Annotated in this window: 14 protein-coding genes; 1 reads left to right on the top strand and 13 read right to left on the bottom strand. The window is 55.4% G+C overall.

Translation table 11 applies throughout. The features are described 5' to 3' along the window. Nucleotides 1-11: 11 nt before the first annotated feature. The 13 genes from ACEPPP_RS19205 to ACEPPP_RS19145 all read right to left on the bottom strand — a co-directional run bounded on the left by ACEPPP_RS19205 (nt 12) and on the right by ACEPPP_RS19145 (nt 22099). The gene (locus ACEPPP_RS19205; RefSeq protein WP_374088962.1) at nt 12-1244 is read right to left on the bottom strand and encodes an acetate/propionate family kinase; all 1233 of its coding nucleotides are present in this window, start codon (nt 1242-1244) and stop codon (nt 12-14) included. A gap of 7 nt (nt 1245-1251) precedes the next feature. Next, nucleotides 1252-3336, bottom strand: coding sequence for a glycogen debranching protein GlgX (gene glgX / locus ACEPPP_RS19200; protein WP_374088961.1), 2085 nt, complete (start codon nt 3334-3336; stop codon nt 1252-1254). A gap of 22 nt (nt 3337-3358) precedes the next feature. Beyond that, nucleotides 3359-3997 carry a histidine phosphatase family protein gene (locus ACEPPP_RS19195; RefSeq protein WP_374088960.1) on the bottom strand — a complete coding sequence of 213 codons (639 nt, stop codon included), beginning with the start codon at nt 3995-3997 and terminating at the stop codon, nt 3359-3361. Nucleotides 3998-4067: 70 nt separating this feature from the next. Continuing rightward, on the bottom strand, nt 4068-5654 hold the full coding sequence (locus ACEPPP_RS19190) for a glucose-6-phosphate isomerase (protein WP_374088959.1): 1587 nt from the start codon (nt 5652-5654) through the stop codon (nt 4068-4070). A 76-nt stretch (nt 5655-5730) separates the two neighbouring features. After that, the gene (locus ACEPPP_RS19185; protein ID WP_374088958.1) at nt 5731-8175 is read right to left on the bottom strand and encodes a glycogen/starch/alpha-glucan phosphorylase; all 2445 of its coding nucleotides are present in this window, start codon (nt 8173-8175) and stop codon (nt 5731-5733) included. A gap of 69 nt (nt 8176-8244) precedes the next feature. Then, complete coding sequence (locus tag ACEPPP_RS19180) at nt 8245-10629, bottom strand: phosphoketolase (RefSeq protein WP_374088957.1); 2385 nt, start codon at nt 10627-10629, stop codon at nt 8245-8247. Nucleotides 10630-10763: 134 nt separating this feature from the next. Next, the gene (locus tag ACEPPP_RS19175) at nt 10764-12212 is read right to left on the bottom strand and encodes an efflux transporter outer membrane subunit (protein WP_374088956.1); all 1449 of its coding nucleotides are present in this window, start codon (nt 12210-12212) and stop codon (nt 10764-10766) included. Continuing rightward, complete coding sequence (locus ACEPPP_RS19170; RefSeq protein ID WP_374088955.1) at nt 12205-15354, bottom strand: efflux RND transporter permease subunit; 3150 nt, start codon at nt 15352-15354, stop codon at nt 12205-12207. The genes ACEPPP_RS19175 and ACEPPP_RS19170 overlap by 8 nt, the downstream gene beginning before the upstream one ends. A 5-nt stretch (nt 15355-15359) precedes the next feature. Further along, nucleotides 15360-16484 carry an efflux RND transporter periplasmic adaptor subunit gene (locus ACEPPP_RS19165; RefSeq protein ID WP_374088954.1) on the bottom strand — a complete coding sequence of 375 codons (1125 nt, stop codon included), beginning with the start codon at nt 16482-16484 and terminating at the stop codon, nt 15360-15362. A 136-nt stretch (nt 16485-16620) separates the two neighbouring features. Further along, the gene (locus tag ACEPPP_RS19160; RefSeq protein WP_374088953.1) at nt 16621-17883 is read right to left on the bottom strand and encodes a cation:proton antiporter; all 1263 of its coding nucleotides are present in this window, start codon (nt 17881-17883) and stop codon (nt 16621-16623) included. A 10-nt stretch (nt 17884-17893) separates the two neighbouring features. Beyond that, nucleotides 17894-18979, bottom strand: coding sequence for a C39 family peptidase (locus tag ACEPPP_RS19155; RefSeq protein ID WP_374088952.1), 1086 nt, complete (start codon nt 18977-18979; stop codon nt 17894-17896). 56 nt (nt 18980-19035) lie between these two features. Continuing rightward, nucleotides 19036-19998, bottom strand: coding sequence for a DUF2950 domain-containing protein (locus tag ACEPPP_RS19150; protein ID WP_374088951.1), 963 nt, complete (start codon nt 19996-19998; stop codon nt 19036-19038). A gap of 121 nt (nt 19999-20119) precedes the next feature. Further along, nucleotides 20120-22099: a DUF3300 domain-containing protein gene (locus ACEPPP_RS19145; RefSeq protein WP_374088950.1), complete on the bottom strand. Its 1980-nt coding sequence runs from the start codon at nt 22097-22099 to the stop codon at nt 20120-20122. 619 nt (nt 22100-22718) lie between these two features. On the opposite strand from ACEPPP_RS19145, the gene ACEPPP_RS19140 reads away from it, so the two are divergent. Next, complete coding sequence (locus ACEPPP_RS19140) at nt 22719-24086, top strand: V-type ATP synthase subunit B (RefSeq protein WP_374088949.1); 1368 nt, start codon at nt 22719-22721, stop codon at nt 24084-24086. Nucleotide 24087 lies beyond the last annotated feature (1 nt).

Raw genomic sequence — 24087 nt, 5'->3', positions numbered from 1 at the left:
CCTGCTATTTGTCAGTCAGTCAAGACTGCGAGCGTTTCACGCGCGATCTGCAACTCTTCGTTCGTGCGCACGGCCAGAACGTGAACCGGGTGCCCGCTACGCCCTATCTCGCCGATTTCTTCAAGCGCTCTGTCATTGGCTTCCTGATCGATCGCAATGCCGAGTTTTTCCAGGCCCTGACAGACCCTGCTTCGAATCAAGGCCGCATTCTCGCCGACACCGCCGGTGAAAATCAGGGCGTCCAAACCGTCCAGCGCGACAAAGTAGGCGCCGATATATTTTCGGATGCGATAACAGTAAACCTCCAGCGCCAGCTTGGCGCGTTCGTCACCGCCCTGCTCGCCCGCCAGCACTTCGCGCAAGTCGTTGCTGCCGCATAGCCCCTTCAAGCCGGAGTCCCGGTTGAGGACTTCCTGCAGTTCGCCTGCGCTCTGACCCAGAACGTCTTCCAGATAAAGCGGTATCGCCGCATCCAGATCGCCGCAGCGGGTTCCCATCACCAGGCCTTCCAAGGGGGTAAAGCCCATCGAGGTATCGATGCAGCATCCGTGTTTTATTGCGGCCGCGCTGGCGCCATTGCCGAGATGCAGGGTAATCAATTTAAGGTCTTCGAGCGGACGCCGCAAATAGTCGGCCGCCCGACTGGCGACATAACGGTGCGAGCTGCCGTGAAATCCGTAGCGGCGTATACCATGGCCGCTATACCAGGCTTCCGGGATCGCATAGCGAAAAGCATGCGGCGGCATGGTCTGATGAAAAGCGGTATCGAAAACGGCAACCTGCGGCACCGCCGGAAAAATGTCCCGGCAGGCTTCGATGCCGGTCAGATTGGCCGGATTATGCAGCGGCGCCAACGGGATCAGCTTTCGAATCGTATCGATCACCGTCTGATCGATCGCTACCGATGCTGAAAAGGCCTCGCCGCCATGAACCACGCGATGACCGATCGCATCCGGCCCATCCCCTGCGTCAAAGCCGAAGGTACGGTGTAAAATCGCGGCGATCACGTTGAAAGCCGCGCGGTGGTCGGGGGCTTCGATTTCCTGCCGGGTCTCGACTCGCTCGCCTTGCGCATTTTCTTCGCGGTGCCGGATCAGGCTCACACCTTCACCGATACGTTCCAACAGTCCGCTGGCAAGCAGATGACCCGGTTTCATCGCAAACAGTCCGTATTTGATCGAAGAGCTGCCGCTGTTGATCACCAGGACTTTGGGGGTATCGCATAGGATTTCCACGCGGCTCATGCTTTGATCATCCGCGCGCCTCGAACACGGCGACCGTGCGCCGGGGTATTGGATAAGACGAACCTTCGAAAGCCTTCTGCCGGTCGCGCGGCATGATGTCATCGGGCCCCGTGCGCGAGGTATCCAGCGCCAGATAGCATTTGCGTCCGGGTATCTTGGGCAAGGGAGCATCGATTGTCCGCTCCGACATATTTAAAATGACATGCACGTCTTCCTCATCGCCGGTGAGTCCGGCCAATGTATAAGCCAAAAATTGCGCGCCGTAATCGAACCATAAGGGCTCGTCAAGCCGGTAGCCATGCCAAGATATATCCCGTAGACCACGGCCCGGCACCTCCTCTCCGGTAAAAAATTCGCACCGGTTCAGATTCGGGTGCCGGCGTCTCAATGCAATCAGTTCCTTCACGAAGCGCAGCATGTCGCGATTTTTTTCGACGCGGCTCCAGTTGAACCACGACAACTCGTTATCCTGACACCAGGTATTATTATTGCCTTTTTGCGTATGCAGCACCTCATCGCCGGCCAGCAGCATCGGAATCCCCTGGCTCAATAACAGAATGCCGATCAGGTTTTTGGCTTGCCGCCGCCTGAGGGCCAACACATCCGCATTATCGGTCTCGCCTTCCGTGCCGCAATTCCAGGACATATTGTTATCGCAGCCGTCGCGATTGTTTTCGCCGTTCGCTTCGTTGTGTTTGCCGTTATAGCTTACCAGATCGTGCAAGGTAAAGCCGTCATGACAGCTGATGAAATTGATACTGTGCAAGGGCAAGCGGTCCTCGTCCGCATACAGATCGCTGCTGCCGGCGATGCATGAGGCGACTTCGCCGACCAGCCCCGGATCGCCACGGACAAAACGCCGAATCATGTCGCGGTAGCGGCCGTTCCACTCCGCCCAGCGCAAGCCGGGAAACGATCCCACATGATATAGCCCCGATGCGTCCCAGGCCTCCGCAATCATCGGCACCTCGTGAAGCGCACGCGAAAATTCGATCCGCCAAGGCAGCGCCGGATTGGCTTGGGGTGCGCCATCCTCGCCGCGCGTGAAGACGCTGGCAAGATCGAAGCGGAAACCGTCGACATGCATCTCCTCGACCCAATACTCCAGGCAGTGCACGATGAACTGCGTCACCAAAGGATGATTACAATTGACGCTATTGCCGCAGCCGGTGTAATCGCGATAATAGGTCCGATTATGCGCTTCCAGATGGTAAAAGATTTCGTTCATGAAACCCTTGAAGTTTATCATCGGGCCCTTGTCGCCGCCCTCCGCGGTATGATTGAAAACGACATCGAGAATCACGCCGATGCCGGCATTATGCAATGCTTTGACCAGATCCTTGAACTCGCGCGCATGCGTTCCAAGTTCGGGCGTTACGCAAAAACCCGGGTGCGGACTGAAAAAGCTATGCGTATTGTATCCCCAATAATTGTGCAATCCTTTTGCCGCCACGTTATCCGGCACGAATTGTTCGTCGAACGCCATCACCGGCATCAGTTCGACATGCGTAATGCCCAGCTCCTGTAAGTAAGGGATTTTATCGATCAAGCCGGCAAAGGTGCCGGGATGCCCGACGCCTGCCGAAGGATGACGGGTAAAGCCGCCGACATGCAGTTCATAGATCACCGCACCTTCGAGGCCCCGTTTACGGGATCGTTCGTTCGTCCACAAATAATCCGATTTCGCGGCCACGCCCCGATAGGATGAGCGGCTTTCGTCACTCGGATCGGACGCACGGCGCCGCTCCCAAAAAACATCGGTCACCGCCTTGGCCCATGGGTCGACGAGTTCTTTTTTCGGATTGAAGCGTCGTCCGGTCGCTGCCGTATCGGCAGGTCCAAATGTTCGCCAGGTATAATGGGTTCCGGCCTGAAGCCCTTCGACGAAGACATGCCAGAAAAAAAACGATCGGTTCGTTTTGGGGTTCAGACGGATGATCTGAAACGGCTCAGGACTCCCGGCCGCTTCATAAAGCAACAGCTCGGCGCAACTCGCATGCCGACTGAATACGGAAAAATTCACGCCGGCGTCGCTGACCGTAGCGCCGGTCGGAAAATAGAAGCCTTCGCTCGATTGATAGGTCAGAGTCATTGCAATCTACTCCATAAAATGCTCAAGTACCCGCTCGATTGCGCAACTGTTCTGGCATGTAGCTGCGGTCGCTTAGGACCTCCAGCATCGGTCCGTACGTCACAAACTTGACTATAGAAACGGAAGCCGCGGGCGTGTTGATGCGATCCCGGTAACGGCCTACGTCAATGCCCAACAGGCTGCAGAGAATGATGCGTATGGTCGCCTTGTGCGATACCACCAGCACATTGCCGGTCTTGTACTTGGACTCGATCTCGGTAATGATCGGCAGCGCGCGTGCGGCAATTTGAATCGCCGTTTCGCCGCCGGTCGGCGGATTCCAGGCCGGATCGGTCTGCCAGCGGAGATAATCCTCCTCGTAACGTTGCCGGACAAAATCCTGCTCCTGATCTTCCCACGCGCCATAACTGATTTCACGGAGCCCGTCCCTGATCTGCATGGGCAGCCCTAAGGCTTTGCATAAAGGCTGCGCGGTCGCTATCGCTCTTTTCATCGGGCTGACATAGACATCGGCCCAGGGTATCGAGCGATAAGCCTCGGCAAAAAATTGCGCCATTTGCCCGCCTTCCGGTGTCAGTTCGGCATCGAGAGCCCCACAATAAGCGCCGCGTTGGCTGTACGTCGTTTCCCCGTGACGAAGCAAATAGATTTTCAGGGTCATACGCATTACTCCTGGGTTGACGAGACCCGCTCAACAATTTGATATATCCGGAAGGTCGAAAAACGATTTTTCAACCGCTTGCCGCTCGGTTAAAACTGGCAGTCAGACTGCCGGGCTTCGCAAGATCGCCGTGCAACTCGACGCCCCGGCGATTAGCCGCCAAGTGACGCAGAATTTTGTAAACGTCCTCAATCCGATCACCGGCGTCCGCTTTTTGTGCCAAGGCTTCCAGTTTCTGGGGCTGATCGGTGTTTTTCAAAACGGTCAGAATTTTCCGTTGCAGCACCAACAAGGCCTCGGCGGCCTTTTTCCCGGCTTCGACACCGGGCTGATGGTAGGCATTGATGTTGATCAGAGAGGCATACAACCCCACCGCACGTTCGTAAAGGGCGATCAGCGCGCCGACCGATCTGGCATCCACCCGTGCAATCGTAACGGTAATCGAATCCCTTGAATTCTCGTAAAGCGCGTGCCGGGTGCCTTGCAAAAAACCGGAAAGAAAGTCGCCGCTGGTGACCTCAGGTTTTACTTCTATCGAAGGTCCCGTCCGGTCTTCCAGTACTTCGATGAAAGTCACAAAAAAATTCGCCAAGCCGTCCCGTAGTTGCTGAACAAAGGCGTGCTGATCGGTAGACCCCTTGTTGCCGTAAACCGCAAGGCCTTGATGGACCGTGTTGCCGTCCAGGTCCTTTGCTTTGCCCAGCGACTCCATCACGAGTTGCTGTAGGTAGCGTGAAAACAGCAACAGGGCGTCCTTATACGGCAAAACCACCATGTCTTTTTCACCCTTGCCATTCCCCGCAGCATACCAGGCAAGAGCCAGCAAAGCCGCCGGGTTGCGCTTCAAGTCAGGGACGCGGGTGGCAATATCCATTTCCTTGGCGCCCGCGAGCAACGCACGGGCATCAATCCCCATCAGCGAAGCCGACAGCAGCCCGACAGAAGACATCTCGGAAGTCCGCCCGCCTACCCAGTCGAACATAGGGAACTCTGCAAGACAGCCTTCGATGCGTTCCAACTCTGATATTTTGCTGATGGCCACGGCATGGGCGAGAAAATTCAAGCCCTGCTGCTCATAGGCGTGCTTCACTTCCAGCATTGCATTGCGGGTTTCGGGCGTGCCGCCGGATTTGCTGATGACGATGACCAGGGTACTGTTAAGCCGGTCATGCAGCCGCTTCAGGATACGATCGATGCCGGCAGGGTCGGTATTGTCGATAAAGTGTACCCTGAGCGGTGGCTTATCGGGTGACAGCGCCTCGGCTACAAACTCGGGCCCCAACGCCGACCCGCCAATCCCGATCGAAAGGATATCGGTGAACTTTTGCGCTTCTGGCGAGCGAATCGTGCCCTCATGGACCTTCTTGACAAATTCCTCGATACTATCGAGGTTTTCAATGATCTGTTTTTTCAGTTCCAATGGCGCAATATCAGGGTTACGCAACCAGTAATGCCCGACCATGCGGTTTTCATCCGGATTCGCAATGCCGCCTCGTTCTAATGCATCCATGTCTTTAAACGCTCGCGCGAATTTGGGCTTTAGGGATTCCACCAGACTTTCGCTAAACCGCATCCGGCTGATATCGAGATACAATCCCAAGTCCTTGTGGAAATAAAGCCAATCTTGGTAACGCTGCCAGAGTTCTTGTGGGTTCATGAATTTTTATCCCAATAAGGTCATAAAATTGAATTCTCGACGGTTCCGTTCAGCGAGTCGCATCAATCTTCAATGCTCAGGTTTTATCTTTGATCATGATGGGTACCGGACGAACATCCCAGATCTCGTCGCAATATTCACGGATTGCGCGATCCGAAGAAAACTTGCCGGCTCTGGCCGTATTCAGAATCGACATCCGAGTCCAGTTTTCCGGGTCTTTCCAGACGCCGGCGACCTTATCCTGACAGGCGATATAATCAGCGTAATCGGCGAAGACCAGAAAGGGGTCGGACTGGCACAGATTGTCCACTAAGGGACGGAACACCTCGGTGTCGCCATGCGAGAAATGTCCCGATGCGATCAGCCGGATCGCTTCGGCCAATTCGGAATTGCCTTCGACGTAAGCGTAAGGACGATAGCCTTGCTGCTGAAGCCTGAGGGTTTCCTCGGTGGTCAGTCCGAACAGGAAGAAATTCTCTTCTCCGACTTCGTCCCGTATCTCGACGTTGGCGCCGTCCAGTGTGCCGATGGTCAAGGCCCCATTCAAGGTGAATTTCATATTGCCGGTGCCGGAGGCTTCCTTACCCGCCATCGAGATCTGCTCGGACAGATCGGCTGCCGGGTATATCAACTGGCCATTCTGCACATTGAAGTTCGGTACAAACGCGACGCGCAGCTTTTTATTCACGTCCGGATCGTTATTCACCACTTCGCCCACCGCATTGATCAGTTTAATGATGCGTTTGGCGATAAAATAACCGGGAGCCGCCTTGCCGCCGAAAATGAATGCCCTCGGCGCGATGGCCAGCTTCGGATCGCGCTTCAGCCGGTTATAGAGCGTGATCACGTGCAGAATATTCAGATGCTGGCGTTTGTATTCGTGAATGCGCTTGACCTGGACATCAAACATCCAGCTCGGGTCGAGTTCGATACCGGTTTGTTTCAGGATATAGTCCGCGAGTTGCTGCTTGTTCGACTGTTTGACCAAGCGCCATTCCTTTCGGAACGCCGCATCCTCGGAAAAGGGCTCGAGCATTCTGAGTTCCTCGGTATGGGTAATCCATCCGTCTCCGATCGTGCGGGTGATCAACTCGCTGAGCTTCGGATTGGCCAAAGCCATGAAGCGCCGAGGCGTCACGCCGTTGGTTTTATTATTGAAGCGCTCCGGCCATAATTCATAAAAATCCTTCAGCACACTGCGTTTCAAGAGTTCCGAGTGCAATGCCGCCACACCATTGATCGCGTGACTGCCGACGCAGGCAAGATGTGCCATGCGGATGCGTTTTTCGCCATTTTCATCAATCAATGACAGCCGTTTGACATGCTCATCATCTTGATGATGCGTCTCACGAACCGATGCAAGGAAACGCGCATTGATTTCATAGATAATCTCCAGATGCCTCGGCAATAGCTCGCGGAACAAAGGCAGCGGCCACGTTTCGAGCGCCTCGGGCAATAACGTGTGATTGGTGTAGCCGAAAGTGAGCACGGTGATATCCCAGGCGTCCTCCCAGGAGAGTCGACGTTCGTCGACCAACAGCCGCATCAATTCAGCCACGCCGATAGACGGATGGGTATCGTTAAGCTGGACCGCAAACTTTTCCGGAAAACGCTGCGTAGGCTGACCCTGCGCATCGAGAAGGCGCAACATGTCCTGCAGCGAACAAGAAACGAAAAAATATTGTTGCAGCAAACGGAGCCGCTTGCCGATCTCGGGCTCATCATTCGGATAAAGGACCTTCGTGATCGTTTCGGAGATCACCTTATCGTCCACCGCCCCGTAGTAATCACCGGTGTTGAAGGCCTGAAAATCGAAGCTTTCGCAGGCCTCGGCGCTCCATAGCCGTAAGGTGTTACAGGTATTCACGCGATAACCTTGGATGGGGGTGTCGTAAGCCATGCCTTTGACCGCCCGATCCGGAACCCATCTGATCCGCTCGGCACCTGCCTCGTCCCGGTAGTATTCGGTATGACCACCGAAATTGACATAATAAGTGATCTCAGGTTTGGCAATTTCCCAGGGATTGCCGCTACGCAGCCATTTATCGGTGATCTCGCACTGCCAGCCGTCACGAATTTCCTGATCGAAAATGCCGAATTCATAGCGAATTCCATAACCGAGCGCAAGCCGCTCGAGGGTTGCCAAAGAATCCATATAACAGGCCGCCAGGCGGCCCAAGCCGCCGTTGCCGAGACCGGGCTCCTCCTCTTCGGCCAGCAATTCGTCCAACTCACAGCCCATTTCTTTAACCGCCTGGCGAACCTCATTCTCGATGCCTAAATTAAGCAAATTATTGCCGAGATGGGGCCCCATCAGGAACTCGGCGGACAGGTAGCAGGCCACTTTCAAATCCTGCTCAAGGTAGGCCTGCACCGTTTCAACCCAGTGCTGTTGCAATCTGTCGCGCACAGTCAGCGCTAAAGCCTTGTAATAATCCTGCTTGCTAGCCAAGGAAGGCGGCCTTCCGATGCTGTAGGTCAAGTGATCCAGAATGGATTTTTTAATTTCTGGCGCACTCATCAGTATCTTGCTGTTTCCAGACGGTGAGTTGAGCGAATTTTTTGCCATGGCAGTATCCTCATTAGGGCGTTAGTGAGGCCATTTCCAGGACGCAAACTCGGGTTTGTCTACGCCGTGTTCGTAAGCATAGTGACTGCAACCGATCTGCATGCCGCGTAATTTTTCCTTCACATGGGCGCCTGCCACGTTAAGCCCCGGAACCCGGTTGATCACGTCGATGGCCAGACTGAAACGGTCGACCTCGTTGCGAATCGCCAATTCGAGCGGCGTGTTGATATTGCCTTTTTCCTTGTAGCCGCGCACATGCATGTTTTTATGATTGGTGCGGCGATAGGCAAGGCGGTGAATCAGCCAAGGATAGCCGTGGAAGTTGAAGATCACCGGTTTGTCGGTCGTGAACAGACTGTCGAAATCCCGATCGGAAAGACCGTGCGGGTGTTCGCTCTCAGGCGTCAGACGGTAAAGATCCATCACGTTGATAAAGCGGATTTTCAATTGGGGAAAATGCTCGCGCAACAGGCAGACCGCCGCCAACGATTCTTGCGTCGAAATGTCGCCGCAGCTCGCCATCACTACATCGGGTTCCACGCCTTGGTCATTGCTCGCCCAATCCCAGATACCGATGCCTTTGGTGCAATGTTCGATCGCGGCGTCCATGCCCAGAAATTGATGGTGTTTCTGCTTGTCAGAAACGATCACGTTGAAGTAGTCGGTGCTCTGCAGGCAATGGCTGGCGACCGACAACAGCGTATTGACGTCCGGCGGCAGATAGATGCGCGTGACTTCAGGGCTTTTATTCACCACCACATCCAGAAAGCCCGGATCCTGATGGGTAAAGCCGTTGTGATCCTGCCGCCACACGGTGGAAGTGATCAGCAAATTCAGCGATGAAACGGGCGCGCGCCAGGCAAGATCGTTAGAAATATCCAGCCATTTGGCGTGCTGATTGAACATCGAATCGATCACATGTACGAAGGCTTCGTAACTGGAGAAAAAGCCGTGACGGCCGCTAAGAAGGTAGGCTTCCAGCCATCCTTCCAGAGTGTGTTCGGAAAGCATTTCCATGACCCGGCCATCCGGCGACAATTCGCCGCCGTCGGCGTCCTCCGGCAAGTAATCCGCCAACCACATTTTTTTACTGACCTGATAGATGTCATCGAGTTTGTTCGAGGTGTTTTCATCGGGTCCGAACACGCGAAAATTGGTCGGGTTCAGCTTCATGATATCGCGCAAAAAAACGCCCAATGGCCTGGTGTTTTCCACTTCGGTTTGGCCGGGTTTGTCCACCTTGACGCCGTATTCGCGGAAATCCGGCAGACGCAAGGCTTTGCGCAATAGGCCGCCATTCGCATGGGGATTGGCGCTCATGCGCCGCACGCCTTTGGGCGCCAGTTCCTTCAGTTCGGCGATCAGGCGGCCATTCGCATCGAACAGTTCTTCCGGTTTGTAGCTGCGCAGCCACTCTTCCAGTTGTTTCAGATGCGCCGGATTTTCCTTCACGCCGGACAGCGGCACCTGGTGTGCCCGCCAGAAGCCTTCGACTTTATGTCCATCCACTTCTTTCGGACCGGTCCAGCCTTTCGGACTGCGCAGTACGATCATCGGCCAGCGCGGCCGCACCAGGGCGCCGCCGGCACGCGCTGCCTGCTGAATCTTGCGAATTTCGTTCACGCAGTGTTCCATGACCGCCGCCATGCGTTGATGCATCACTTCGGGATCGCTGCCTTCTACGAAATAAGGCGTCCAGCCATAGCCCTTGAACAGATTTTCAAGTTCTTCATGGCTGATGCGCGACAACAAGGTCGGATTATTGATTTTGTATCCGTTCAGATTCAGAACCGGCAGCACCGCCCCGTCGCGGACCGGGTTCAGAAATTTGTTCGAATGCCAGGATGTCGCCAAGGGGCCGGTTTCCGCTTCGCCGTCGCCGACGACGACAGTGACCAGGAGATCCGGATTGTCGAAAGCCGCGCCGAAGGCGTGGGACACGCTGTAACCCAGTTCCCCGCCTTCGTGAATCGAACCCGGCGTTTCCGGCGTACAGTGGCTGCCGATGCCGCCGGGGAAGGAAAATTCCTTGAAGAACTGATGCATGCCTTCCAGGTCTTCGCTCTTGTTCGGATAAATTTCCGAGTATGTGCCCTCCAGATACACCGGGCCCAGAACGCCAGGCGCACCATGACCTGGACCTGCCATGAAAATCGCATTCAGGTCGTGGCTCTTGATCAAGCGGCTCATATGGATATAGGTAAAACTCAATGCCGGACTGGCGCCCCAGTGACCGAGGAGACGGTTCTTGATATGCTCGGGTTTGAGCGGCTCTCTGAGCAAAGGATTTTCCTGCAGATAAATCATGCCGGCCGCCAGATAATTACAGGCTCTCCAGTAGGCATGTATCTTGCGCAACGATTCTTTGTCGAGGGGTTCGAGATTGTTCAAGGTCGTATCACTCATGGAATGCTCCTGGTTTAAATGGTTTTTGTTGGACAAAGCTGCCGATGATTAAATCCAGTGGTTCCCGATTTAAACAACAGGTAGCCCAATTAACTGCCTCGATAAAATCAATATCGCTTTGACTTAAAAAATAGTCAGGGGAATATCGCGGCTTCCGCCGGTTTGGCAGGCTGTAAGGTTTTTTCGGCCGCAAGGATCCAGCCGCCGCCCATGGCTCGATATAAACCGATCGCCGCCGTGAAATTATCGCTGCGCGCCTGGATCAAGTCGATCTGCGCGTCAAACAGATTGCGCACCGCATCGAGCACGGTCAGATAATCGGTATAGCCTTCATCGTAACGTTTGCGCGACAAATGGTAATAATTTTCAACGGCGGTAACCCGCTGCGCCTGTTTTATGCTGCGCTGTTTGGTTTTGATGCTGCCCACCAAGGTATCCTCGAATTCACGAAAAGCATTGATGATGGCGCGTTGGTAATTGGCCAGCGCCGCTTGTTGTATGGCCTCGGAGGCCTGCACCTGACCGGCGATTTTACCGGCGGTAAAGATCGGCGTGAGCAGTGCCGCACCCACGGTCCAGAAATTGGCGCCCGGAGCGAACAACGACGCGACTTGCGTGCTGATCTGACCGACATCGCCGGTCAGGGAGATTTGGGGGAAATATAGCCCCTTGGCCACGCCGATCCGGGCATTCGCAGCGATCAGCGCTTGTTCCGCCTGCGCTATATCCGGCCTACGCGCGAGCAAATCGGAAGGCAAGCCGGCCGGCACGGCAGGTATCTTCAGCTCGTCGAAACGGCGCCCGCGCTCGATCGGGCCGGGATTTTCGCCGAGCAGAACTTTCAATGCATGCTCCGTCTGCGCGATACTTTGTTCGTACAGCGGGATAAAGGCATTGCGGCGCTCATATTCGGATTCGGCCTGGGTGACCTCGAGTTCGGAAGTATAGCCCTCTTGAAAACGGACCCGTCTGATGTGCAAGTCTTCCTTGAGCGTTCGCACCACTTCGCGGGTAATTTCCAGGTCTTTGTCCAAAGTGCGCAGTTGAATGTAGGTTTGGGCAATGGCGCTGGCCAAGCTTAGGATAACGCCGCGTTTTACGGCTTCTGACGACAGTAGATCGGCTCGCGCCGCTTCATTGGCGCGCCGCAATCTGCCCCAGATATCGATCTCCCATTGCATTGACGCGCCGAGCCTGGCAAAGTCAACTTCGTTACGGTTTGTTCCGCTACTCAATACATCGCCGCCTCCGCCGCTGGGTTGGGCGTGCGCGTAATTCGCAGCGCCGAAAATCTGCGGGAATAAATTGGCGCGCGTGGCGCCGTATTGCCCCATGAATTGCTCGACGTTGGCGATGGCAATTTTAAGATCGAGATTCCTCTGAATGCCGCGCTCCACCAGGCGATTCAGCACGGGATCGCCGAACTGCTCCCACCACTTCAAATTACTGGTGTCTTGTGCGGCTTGCTCGGCAAAGCGCCAGGTTTGCGGCGTTTCGACTTGCGGTTTGCGGTAGTCCGGGCCGACCTTGAAACAGCCGGAGAGCAGCATGACAACCAGCATGAATAGCGAAAAATTACGCATGGTCCTGCTCCTTCGGTACTTTCTTGTCCGAAGCGGCACCGCGCCGCGAAATCTTTTCAACCACGTAGAACGACACCGGAATAAGGAAAATGGCAAGAACGGTGGCGGCGGTCATGCCGCCGATGACCGCATAACCCATCACCCGCCGCGACAGCGCGCCGGCGCCGCTGGCGATGGCGAGCGGGACACAGCCCAAGATAAAGGACAATGCCGTCATCAAAATCGGGCGCAAGCGCAATCGCGCCGCCTCGAGGGAAGCATCCAGGATGGATTTGCCTTCTTCCACCCCCATTTTGGCGAATTCGACAATGAGGATAGCGTTTTTCGCGGCCAAGCCGATCAACATCACCAGACCGATCTGGGCATACAGGTTGTTTTCATAGTGGCCCAGGGCAAGACCTGCGAAAGCGCCGAACACCGCGATCGGTGTGCCCAGCAAAACGCTGAAGGGCAGGCTCCAGCTTTCATACAATGCGGCCAGGATCAGGAACACGCAAAAGATGGCGAAGGCGAAGACCACGGCGGGCGATATGCCTTTCTGGGCCTGCTGCTCCTGGAAACTCATGCCGAGGTAGTCGTAACCCATTTCCTTGGGCATGGTTTCGGCGAAAACCTCTTCCAGGGCGTGCATCACTTGCGTGGAGCTAAAGCCCGGTTTGGCCGAGGCGCCGACTTGCTGGCAGCGGAACAGGTTATAGCGCATGGTGAACTCCGGCCCTTCGGTTTTCCGTATGCTGGTCAACGCGGCCAACGGCACGGTTTCGCCCGCGCTGTTGCGCACATAGAATTGGCCCAGGGACTCGGTGTCCTTGCGGAATTCACCCTCGGCCTGCACATAGGTTTGCCATTGCCGCCCGAAGCGGTTGAAGTAATTAATGAAACCCGAGCCCATGTAGGCTTGCAGAGTCTTGTAGACATCGGACAGCAGTACGCCCTGCTTGAGCACCTTGTCGCGGTCCACGTCCACGAAAATCTGCGGTACCGAAGGGAGTCCTGTGGTGTAAACCCCGGCGATTTCAGGGCGTTTTTTCGCCGCCTCGATAAACTTGTTGGTGTTTTCGGCCAGGAAGGCGACATCCTTTCCCGCTCTGTCCTCCAGTACCATGGTCACGCCGCCGGAGGTGCCGACGCCGGGAATGGCCGGCGGCGGGAAGGCGAAACCGATGGCATCGGGAAGCTTGGACAGTTCCTGGTTGAGATGTGCCTTGATCGCCGTGTATTGCTCCTCCGGCTTGGTGCGCTCCGACCAATTCTTCAATGCGATGAAAAAGAAGGTGTTATAGGTTGTATTGGCCTGGCTGAGCATGTTGTAGCCGATCACCGACGAGTAATATTCGATGCCCGGCGTATTCTTCATGATCTCCTCAACTTTGCTGGTCACCTCGTCGGTGCGTTGCAGCGAGGCTACGTTTGGAAGCTGGATGCCGGCAAAAAGATAGCCCTGATCCTCATCGGGCAAAAAGCCCATGGGTATGCCCTTGCCAAACATGCCCGCCGCGACGGCAAGCAGCCCCAAAAACACCATGCTGATCATACTTTTGCGAATCAGCACCGCGCAAAATCCCACATAGCCCTCGTTGGCACGGCCAAATAGCCGGTTGAAACCGTCGTAAAATTTTTGCACCGGCCCGGTGCCGCGCACCCGGGGCCTCAGCAGCAATGCCGCCAATGCAGGACTCAATGACAGCGAATTGAAGGTGGAGATCATCACCGACACGCCGACGGTGACGGCGAATTGCTGGTAAAGCCGTCCAGTAATGCCGGGAATGAACACCGTCGGCATAAACACCGCGATCAGGGCCAGCGAGGTGCCGATGATCGGCCCCGTCACCTCCCGCATCGTCCTGAGGGTGGCCTCCTTGGGGCTTAGACCTTTTTCGATGTGATGTTCCACCGCCTCCACCACTACAATGGGGTCGTCCACCACCAGGCCGATTGCCAGCACGAGGCCGAACAGCGACAGCGTGTTGATCGAAAAACCCAGCATAGGAAAGAGCATGAAGGTACCAATCAGCGACACCGGCACCGCCAGCAGCGGAATCAGCGTCGGGCGCCATCCCTGCAGGAACAGGAAGACCACCAATATTACCAGGACTAGGGCCTCGAACAGGGTATGCACGATTTCGTTGATGCCTTCGGTGACCGCCAGAGTGGTATCCAGGGCGACCACATAATCGAGATCCTCGGGGAAGCGGGTCTTCAACTCCGCCATCAGCTTCTTCGCGCCGTCGGCGGCCTCGATGGCATTGGAGCCGGGCAGTTGGTAAAGCGCGACCAGTGCCGCCGGCTTGCCGTTGAGGCGCCCAATCATGTCGTAAGCCTGCGCGCCGAGTTCGATGCGGCCCACGTCCTTGATGCGAACGATCGATCCCGAGGGATCGGCGCGCAGCACAATGTTGCCGAACTCTTCTTCGGTCTGCAGACGGCCCTGAGCACGGACAGCGTAGGTGAACTCCTGGCCCGGAGGCACCGGCTCGCCGCCTACCTTGCCGGCCGGGTTGACGTTGTTCTGCGCCTGGACGGCGTTGATGATCTCCGGAATCGTGATGTTGAGCTTGGCAAGCTGGTCCGGCTTGACCCAGATGCGCATCGCATACTGGCCCGCGCCGAAAACGGACACGCTGGCGATGCCTTTCACCCGGGTCATCTGATCGTTGATGTTGATGTAGGCGTAATTGGCCAGGAAAATGTTGTCATACGTGCCCTGGGGCGAAAACAGGGCAAACATGATCAACGGCGACGCCGTGGATTTTTGCACGTTGACGCCGTAATTGCGCACGTCCTGGGGTAACTGCGACTCGGCCTGGGATTTGCGCATCTGCGACAACACCTGGTCGGTATTCGGGTCGGTTTTCACGTCGAAGTTGACCCTGAGCGTCATTTGCCCGTTGTTGGCGTTGATCGAATACATGTAGTTCATGTTGTCCACGCCGGACATCTGCTGTTCGATCGGCGTAGCAACCGACTGCTCCACCGTGACTGCGTCCGCCCCGGTATAAGTGGTTTGAACCTGGATTTCCGGCGGCGCGATATTCGGAAACTGGGCGATCGGCAATTCCGCCATGGAGACCAGGCCGATCATGACCATCAGGATGGCGATCACGATCGCCACGATGGGACGGTTGATAAAAAATTTCGCCATGGCTTTTACCCTGCCGTTTTGGCTACGGGAGCGGAGCCGGATGGCTCGACAAAAAGCTTGGGTATGACAGCCATGCCTTCCCGCACCTTTTGCACGCCTTCGACGACGATGCGTTCACCAGACTTTAAACCCTCGTCTATCACCCACAGCGAATCGATGCGCTCGGCCGGTTTTACCATGCGGATGGCAACGGTATTGTCGGGTTTTATCACCGCCGTCAGATACTTGCCCTGCATTTCACTGACGGCGCGTTGCGGTACCAGTAGGGCACCGGGTTTAGTCCGGATTGCACGTATTCTGGCGAACTGGCCGGGACGCAGAATATTGCCGGGATTTTTGAACAGCACGGCGACCTGAATCGTGCCGGTTTTCACGTCAACCTGACGGTCGGCAAAATAGAACTGGCCGGTTTCGGGATAGGTGCTGCCGTCGGCCAATATCAATTCGAGCCTTGTCGGGTGACTAACTTCGTCACCATTTTTCTTCTTCATGGCCATTTGCAGGTATTGCTGTTCGCTCAGCGGAATAAACGCCTTGATCGGGTCGACCTGCGAAACGGTAGTGAGTACCGCGTTGGCGCTCCCCGGCCCGACCAGATTGCCTAACTGCGCCTTGGACATTCCGGCGATGCCGTCGATGGGTGACGTGATGCGCGTAAATCCGAGCTGCAGTCTGGCTTTTTCCAGTGCCGCCTTGGCGGCAAGTACGTCGGCGTGTGCTTGCGCCTCGCGCCCTACGGCCGTATCCCAATCGCGCACGCTCACCGCTTTTTCAGGGAGCAAGCGCTCAATGCGCTTCAAAGACAGCCTCGCGGTTTTATATTCCGCTTCCTGGCGCGCCAGGCTGCTTTGCGCCTCGTCAACAGCGGCCTGAAAGGTGCGCGGGTCGATTTCGTAGAGCAGAGTGCCTTTTTTGACCGGACTGCCTTCCTGGTAATTCTGCTTGACGAGGTAGCCCGTGACTTGTGCCAGAATCTGCGCATTCACCATGCCGTCGAGCGTGCCGACCCATTCTTGGATAAGCGGCACATCACGTTGCACGACGGCGACAACCTCAACGGTCGGCGCCTGTGCGGCCGGCTGCTGCTGAGTCCGGTTGCAGCCGCAGGACAGCAGCGCAATGACAAGCATTAGAAAAATTGACGGTGAAGGCAGCGCTTTGCACCCGGCAGTTTTTGTTAACATGTTGGTCCATACCATAATTAATCTCTTTTACCCGATGAAGCTGTCATTATTTTTACTGGCCGTTGTCAAGATCCAGACGTGTTCAGCGTAACAAAGCGGCCAGCTTATCCTTGGTGAATAACCGCCGGATAGTCAGGCCTTGAACGATGATCGAAAATACGACGACGGCAAAAGTCATATTCAGGATCAACGGCTTCCAGCCGCTGTCGGGCAGCGACACGGCGAGCGCCAACGACAGCCCGCCACGCAGGCCGCTCCATGTCAGAAGCTGGGTCAGTCCTAAGCAATCGGCACGGATTACAGCCGTTTTATCAAGACCCGCGACGATGGACGACACGCTCAAGGCGCGTGCAAGAAGCACGGCGGCGATCGCTATTAACCCCGGCACACCGGGAATTGCATTTTGCAGCGGATTGATCAGAACCACGTGGAAGCCGACGAATACAAATAGCAGAGCGTTCAGCACCTCGTCCAGCCCCGACCAGAAGGTACCCAGAGGCGCACGCATGGCATCGCTGATTCGCGGCCCGGTGATGTTTCCGGTCAGTAAACCGGCCACGACCGTGGCAATCGGTCCCGAGATATGAAACTGCTGGGCGGCGGAATACATCGATGCCACGGCCCCCAAAGAAACAAGCAATCCGGTGCAGTATGTGCTCGAATGGGATATCAGATAATGAATAACCAGCCAGCTGGCAATCCCCATAGCGGCGCCGCCTAATACCTCGCGCACGAAAATAGAACCGGCTTCGGCAAGGCTGGCCTCGCTGCCGCTGATTGCCGAACCGGCGAAAATGGTGAACAGCACGACCGCGACGCCATCATTCAATAAGGATTCGCCGTCGACAACTGTCTCCAAATTCTTGGGCAAGCCGATTTTGGAAAGAATCGCCAGCGACGCTATCGGATCGGTAGCGGCAATCAGCGCGCCGAACAGCATCGCCTGGGGCAGGGTGACGCCGATGCCGAAAGCGGAAAGGCCACCATAGGCCATTCCACCGGTGAGAAAGCACGCCATCGAGGTGCCGGCGAACGCCAACCAAAGCACCAACCAGCGTTGTTCGTGCAGCGTCGGCCAACTGACGCGCACGCTCCCGCGAAACAACAAAAAACAGAGAACACCTTTCAGCAAAGTGTCGTTCAAATTGAATGATTGCGTGAGTTGCTGCAAAAAGCCGATAGCGCCGGAAGGAACGAAGTACTCCAAGACTCGTAGTCCCGCGGTGGTCAGGCCAGCCAATAACAACAGCCCAATGTCATGCTGTAAATGCAGATAACGGTCGTTGATAAAACTCAGGACCGCGGCAATGCCGAACAGGAAAGCGATCGCGGTAAAAGTATCCATAGCCCCTCCTTCAAGCGAGCCGTCCGGTTTCGGCCTGTCCCTGCACAAGCCTGGCAAGAGCATCGGAAGGAATGATCCGCTGATGAGTGACGGAGCCATGGTACTTCCCGGCAGTCTCCTTGAAAGTTTTCTCCCAAACGTTTTCAAAGAGCACGATTACCGCGGAGTGGTCTGGAGGGAGTTTACCGGCAATTTTTTGAATATCCGTGGCGCCCAGACCGAAGTCCCCTTCCCTTGCAGCCTGGGCAGCGGACTCCGCCTTGGCTGGGGGAGCCTCGGAAACGGCGGCGCTTTGGCCTGCGATCGCGGCGATCAATGCATTGATTTCCACTACATTCTCTTCATCCTGAAGGCGCCCACCCTCTATTGCGGAGATTCTACCCTCCTTGTCCTTTCTCAGAAAAAAGAAGACATCGGGCCTCAGAACGCCGGTCTCCCAGAGTCCCTTTATCTCATTCACAAAATCATAGGGCAAAAGGGCGCCCTGAAATTGGGTCACCAACAGATTCATGGACCCCATCTTACCGAAATCCAGCTTGGCCAATTCCACCTCCTTGAAGCGTTGGGGCTGGGCCGGCCTTTCACCGCGAATAAAAATCCCAAGGTGTATCAATTTCGGCCCCTTCTGAAGGTCTCCACCCATCACATGATGCCAATGTCGAGCGAATGTTTCCCTGGGCATGAAGCCTTTTCCCATCCGCACATAGGGATCTTCATAATAGACATAATCCTTGTCGACCGCGAGAACCACCACATAGTGACCGTTTTGCCAATCCTCTTCGACTGAAGCGGCCGAATCCTGCCGGCTTCGCCAGGCCTGGCTCAACACGATGACCGGAATGCCCTGCGCGGTGGCTTCTTCAACCTCATCGAGGGTCAGGTTTTCCTTAACCTCGGCTTTGAACCCCAGCATCAGGGCTACCCGCACAATGTCATCGGGATAGGTGCCGGTTTCCGGCGTGGTATGAAGCAATGTGATCAGATCTTCTTCATCCAGATCCTTGCCCCAATAGCTCAATACGGCCTGAAGAGACGAGGCGCCACAGGAATACTCGGTGCTCTGGCGCGTTTGTTTTAGCAGACGGAAACGTTTCATCTCAGGGTCCTTGTGATGGATAAAGTGGGCTTAATCCGACTGATTAAGCCAAAGGTTCACTGGCCGGGATTCTCATCCACCGCTTCCCATGAAGCATCCGGGTCAAAGGCTTTCATCGCCGCAACCAATTCGGTGGTCTTCGGTCCCAGATTTTTCTGGTATATCTTTCCCCGATGATTGACCACAAACGTCATGATGCCGGATGAACCATAGACGGCAGGAAACGCGACCAGGGCAAAGCCTGCGATCATATTGCCGTTGATGATGTAGTCGTATTTTCCGCCGGGAACATTGCTGCCCTGACGGGTAAGAATCTTGTATAAATAGCCGTGAAAAGGCGTCGCCGACTCGGCACTGCCCTTAACCTTGTAACCTTCGACTTTGGCTTCCGCAAAGAGGGGGCCCAGAGGGCTCTCGGGCTGGTCGGGCGCCGTTTCCCAATACAAACCATCGAATTTGCCTGGCTCACTGCGTATCTTGGTCGCGAATTCGCTCACTTCGTCGCCGTCCCGATCGATCGACGCATATTCGTTTTGCGCCTCCACATAAGCTCTCATCGCGCCCAGCGTATTAAGCTCATTGCGTCCAATTCTGCGATTCAGGATTTCCTGTTTGCCTTGTGCGGCATCGAATCGCCATTGGCCTCCGTTATTCACGACAGGAACGGGAAATGACCAGTCATTCTTTCCGAAATGCAGGATAGCCTTATCTGCTGCCTGATTTTCGACTGAAGATTTCTCTTCCGCCATTTTCAGAAAGTCCGCGCGATTGTTCGCATCTTCCACGTCGTCACCGGATGAAAAAATTTGCGCATTTTGGCTTCCAAAAAGTACCGCGATTTTGTTTTTGTCATAGTCACGTGCGGCATCGACCAGTGCCTTTGATGCCTCTTCAGGCGACGCAAAGCCTTGGCCCTTGTCCGCCGATTCGGCTTCCGGTGCAGCTGAAAGGGAGCGCGAAGCAACCAACGTTATAAAAATGACCATCGAAAAGGCATAACGGAATTTATTGGACATCATGATGGAAACCTCGCCTAAATAAAGTTCAAACTATCTGAAACCGGGAAGCGGGAAAAAGGGAAGTGAAATCCCCTTCTTGCCAAGGACAAATCAAGTGATTTCATGCTCTTGTACCCTCTCATCAACGACCGCCACGACTTCTTCCGCCACCACCGCCTCTGCTCGCGCCCCCCCCACCTCTGCTCGCACCGCCAGCGCTGCCTCGGCTCGCCGGACGTTGTCCGCCATATGACGAACTTTGTCTGGCGGGCTGGGCGCGTGATGGCATTTGCCTGGCCGGTTGTTGGGTACGCGCAAAACTGGCGCTGCCACGGTTACTGTAAGCGCTGGAGCGGCCGCCATCCCGGGCACTATCAAAGGCACTCGGGCGCGACGTTTCTTGCCGGCGCTGTGCCTGTTGGCGCTGCGCCTGCTCATTGCGTTGTCTGGCCAACTGCTGTTGCTGACCTGGTCTTTGAACGGCCTGCTGTGATCGCCTTTGGCTTGCATCGGCGACGTTTCCGGTTCGGCGCGGAGTGGTGCCTGCGCGGTCTTTTGCACGCGCTTGGCCTATTCCCTGTTGCCGGGCACCCAGACTTGAGGCGCCACGCTGGCTTTCGAAGTTGCTCCTTTGACCCGACGACCGCAAGCCTTCCAGGGCGTTTTCACGGCTGCCCTGCATAGGCCGGCCACGGCTTTCGGCCATACCCGGGCGTGTTTCCCTGCCCGATTTGCCAGCCAGGCGCTGCTGGACATCGGCACTAGAAAGCCGAGCCGGTGCAGCACGACCCGCCCCCCCCGCCTGACCGAAGCCTCGCATGTCGGCAGGCAGGTTTTGTGCGCCGCTGAGCCGATTCCCGGCTAAGGCCGGTGACTCAGCACGCCCCATGCGTTGCTGGGCTTTAGGCGGAAAAGCCTGCCCCCGGCGATGGCGCGCATCCGGCTGCCAGCGCCCCCCTGCCCGGTCCTTCATGGCCGGGAGTTGATCCTGATTGAAAGTGCCGTCTCGATTAAAATTGATTTCATTGCCGGAAAAATTTACGTCCCGATCCACATTGACATTGCCGCGATTAATGTTTGCATTGCCGCCGTAATAGCCCCCCCCTCCTCCGGACCAGCAATTACCCCCGTGACATACAGAGTCGCCATAATAATGTCCGACATGGTAATCATCCCAGTCATCATCGTCGGCCCATTCCATGATGCCCCAGGTCAGCAATCCGCCGACGACCGCGCCGGCCCCGAACGACATCCACTGATCCGTACCGGACGAGGTCGTCGTCGTAGTCGTCGCAGGTGGAGCATAATAAGTCGGATAATAACTGGCCGCGGGCGCTGCAGAATAAGTTGGACTTGCCGGCGGAGGTGCCATCGGCGCCGAATAGACAACCTCGGGGTTGTAGCTTGGAACCGATATCGTATCGGCTTTGGCAGGCTCTATGTAAATCACTTCCTTGGTTAATACGGCCGGTGTCGCTTTGACTCCTTCTGTTTGCGCTGCCTCTTGCCCGGGCTCCTGTACCGACACCGTCTTCGTTTCGACTTTCTGCAAATCGGAAGCCTTCAAAAATCCGGCATCGGTCGCGCGCCTACGTAATGTCTGGACTGCATCCATCAATTGCGATGGATCAGATAGAAAAGCATCACCCAGTTGAGTAGTCCAATCCAGGTGTTGATCCATCATCGCAATCACGTCGGGAACCGCCGTCAAACGGCTGACGCTGGCGTCCCAGTTTTTGGTACGCACGGTCGCAAGATCCGGTTTGGTTTCCAGCCAGCGGGCCGCCTGTACCACTTCCAGAGGGTAAGTCGCAGCCACCAGCACTTCGGCCAACAACGGGTCGGGATAAAGCGCTATCGGCGCCACCAGCGATTCGAGACTGGTCAAGGGTTTGGCTTCCGGCTTCGGGACTGGCGGCGTTGCAGGTGTCGGTTGCGGGGGCTGAGGCGCCGAGGTGACTGGTGGTGTCTGGGCTTTCTCTTTGTCCTTATCGCCGCATCCCACCGCATGCATCGCGAAAATCAGCAGCGCCATGCGGCCAAAGAGGGTCAATTCACCGAAGGGCCTGCCCTTGGCGCGAACTTGAAGGGTGTAGCGACCAGAATTATTCATTTGATTCATTACGAAAGCTCCATATGATCAACACCCGGACGGCAAACAGAGACTACTTAGGGAAGCTCTGAATAAGTCCTTCGACAGGCTCAGGACGAACGGTAAATTATTGATTCCGGTCGTGGTGAGCTTATCGAACCATGAATGGAATCAACTTGTTCAGAGCTTACTTAGCGTTGTGCTCCGTTTGTCAGAAGATGGATAAGTTAATCTGAAGATGACAAGCCATCACTATATTCCTGTGCCAGTTGGTAGCGCTATTGGACTTTGGTCCAAGGTCAGCCGGTCTTGCGTGAATGCCCTTTACGCGTCGTCATCATCTAGGTTATGGCCAGCGAAAGCCATCGATGTGCTACAAGACGCTCTCACTTGATGATTTGGCTCGCCTGATTATCTGTTTGATGCAATTTATTCACAAAAGAATCGCAATATAGAATCAAGCCTTGGACTAAAGTCCAATAGCACAGCCTGTTTTCACAGGAATAGAATGCCCCTAGCTAATCCGTCATTCTGACCAACAGAGAGTAGTCCTGACGTCGCTGACCTTTCGGGATAGGCGACAACCATCTCGCATAGCGGTGATATGAACTCCGTGCTTCTTGGGTGTTGATCATATGGAGCTTTCGTAATGAATCAAATTAATAATCTCGTCCGCCACACCCGTCTCCTCGAAATTGTCGGTGATTTGATACGTGTGAGGGCGCTGGGCGTTGCCTTTGGCGATCTCGCGATGATTGAAAACATCGACGGCGATCAGTCTCTGGCCAAGGTCGTGAATCTCGACCGGGACATTGTCAGTTTGCAGGTGTTTGCCGGTGGCAAAGGGTTATCTACCGACGCCAAAGTCATTTTCCTCGGGCGCGCTCTTGACGTTGTTTACTCCGATAACATTCTTGGCAGAATTTTCCGGGGTTCCGGCGAAGCCATCGACGGCGGACCGGAACTTCCGACAGATCCGCGCATTCCAGTGGGCGGCCCCACGGTTAATCCGGTCATGCGGGTAATGCCGTCGCGAATGATCGAAACCAAAGTACCCATGATCGATCTTTTCAACTGCCTGGTGGAAAGCCAGAAGATTCCCATCTTTTCCGTTGCCGGCGAACCCTTCAACCAGCTGCTGGCTCGTATCGGCTTTCAGGCCAATGCTGATGTGGTGGTGTTCGGCGGCATGGGCCTCATTTTCGATGACTATCATTTCTTTCGCACCGCCTTCGAGAACCATGGTGTTTTTCATCGCACCGTCATGTTCGTCAATCAGGCCTCTGATCCTCTGGTTGAGCGCATGCTGGTTCCTGACATGGCTCTGGCCGTTGCGGAAAAAATGGCGGTTGAGGGCAAAAAACGGGTACTAGTGCTGCTCACCGACATGACTGCCTATGCCGATGCCATGAAAGAACTGGGCGTCGCGCAGGAACTTATTCCCGCCGTACGCGGGTATATGGGAGACCTTTACACTCAACTCGCCTCGCGTTATGAAAAAGCCTGTGACTTCAAGGGCGCAGGTTCGGTGACCATACTGAGTGTAACAACCATGCCCGGCGATGATGTGACTCATCCGGTACCGGACAATACTGGTTACATTACCGAAGGACAGTTTTATCTGCATAATGGCTTCATAGATCCGTTCGGCTCACTCTCAAGACTAAAACAGCATGTCGTCGGCAAAGCCACTCGCGAGGATCACAGCCAGATTATGAATGCCATGATCCGCTTTTACTCCGGCGCGGTGGAAGCGCAAAAAAAACAGGCGATGGCCTTTGAACTTTCACCTTTCGACGAAAAATTACTCAAGTTCGGCCGTTTGTTCAAGGAGAGATTCATGGATATCGACGTTTCACTGCCGGTTATCGAGGCGCTGGACCTCTGCTGGTTGACTCTCTCTGAATGCTTCGATCCCAAGGAACTGTTGATGAAGCAAAACCTGATCGATAAATATTTCCCAAAATCTGCCCATAGCGAAGCCGAAGAGGGTGAAACTGTGGCTCAAGTTGCGTAAA

The organism is Methylomicrobium lacus (assembly GCF_041897535.1).
Lineage (GTDB): Bacteria > Pseudomonadota > Gammaproteobacteria > Methylococcales > Methylomonadaceae > Methylomicrobium > Methylomicrobium lacus_A.
Note: the sequence above shows the minus strand (reverse complement) of the source record. Positions and strands in the feature narration are given on the sequence as shown.

Coding starts and splice junctions, on each gene's coding strand:
- ACEPPP_RS19205 (WP_374088962.1), bottom strand. CDS start 1,244: ATGAGCCGCGTGGAAATCCTATGCGATACCCCCAAAGTCCTGGTGATC.
- glgX (WP_374088961.1), bottom strand. CDS start 3,336: ATGACTCTGACCTATCAATCGAGCGAAGGCTTCTATTTTCCGACCGGC.
- ACEPPP_RS19195 (WP_374088960.1), bottom strand. CDS start 3,997: ATGACCCTGAAAATCTATTTGCTTCGTCACGGGGAAACGACGTACAGC.
- ACEPPP_RS19190 (WP_374088959.1), bottom strand. CDS start 5,654: ATGAACCCACAAGAACTCTGGCAGCGTTACCAAGATTGGCTTTATTTC.
- ACEPPP_RS19185 (WP_374088958.1), bottom strand. CDS start 8,175: ATGAGTGCGCCAGAAATTAAAAAATCCATTCTGGATCACTTGACCTAC.
- ACEPPP_RS19180 (WP_374088957.1), bottom strand. CDS start 10,629: ATGAGTGATACGACCTTGAACAATCTCGAACCCCTCGACAAAGAATCG.
- ACEPPP_RS19175 (WP_374088956.1), bottom strand. CDS start 12,212: ATGCGTAATTTTTCGCTATTCATGCTGGTTGTCATGCTGCTCTCCGGC.
- ACEPPP_RS19170 (WP_374088955.1), bottom strand. CDS start 15,354: ATGGCGAAATTTTTTATCAACCGTCCCATCGTGGCGATCGTGATCGCC.
- ACEPPP_RS19165 (WP_374088954.1), bottom strand. CDS start 16,484: ATGCTTGTCATTGCGCTGCTGTCCTGCGGCTGCAACCGGACTCAGCAG.
- ACEPPP_RS19160 (WP_374088953.1), bottom strand. CDS start 17,883: ATGGATACTTTTACCGCGATCGCTTTCCTGTTCGGCATTGCCGCGGTC.
- ACEPPP_RS19155 (WP_374088952.1), bottom strand. CDS start 18,979: ATGAAACGTTTCCGTCTGCTAAAACAAACGCGCCAGAGCACCGAGTAT.
- ACEPPP_RS19150 (WP_374088951.1), bottom strand. CDS start 19,998: ATGATGTCCAATAAATTCCGTTATGCCTTTTCGATGGTCATTTTTATA.
- ACEPPP_RS19145 (WP_374088950.1), bottom strand. CDS start 22,099: ATGAATCAAATGAATAATTCTGGTCGCTACACCCTTCAAGTTCGCGCC.
- ACEPPP_RS19140 (WP_374088949.1), top strand. CDS start 22,719: ATGAATCAAATTAATAATCTCGTCCGCCACACCCGTCTCCTCGAAATT.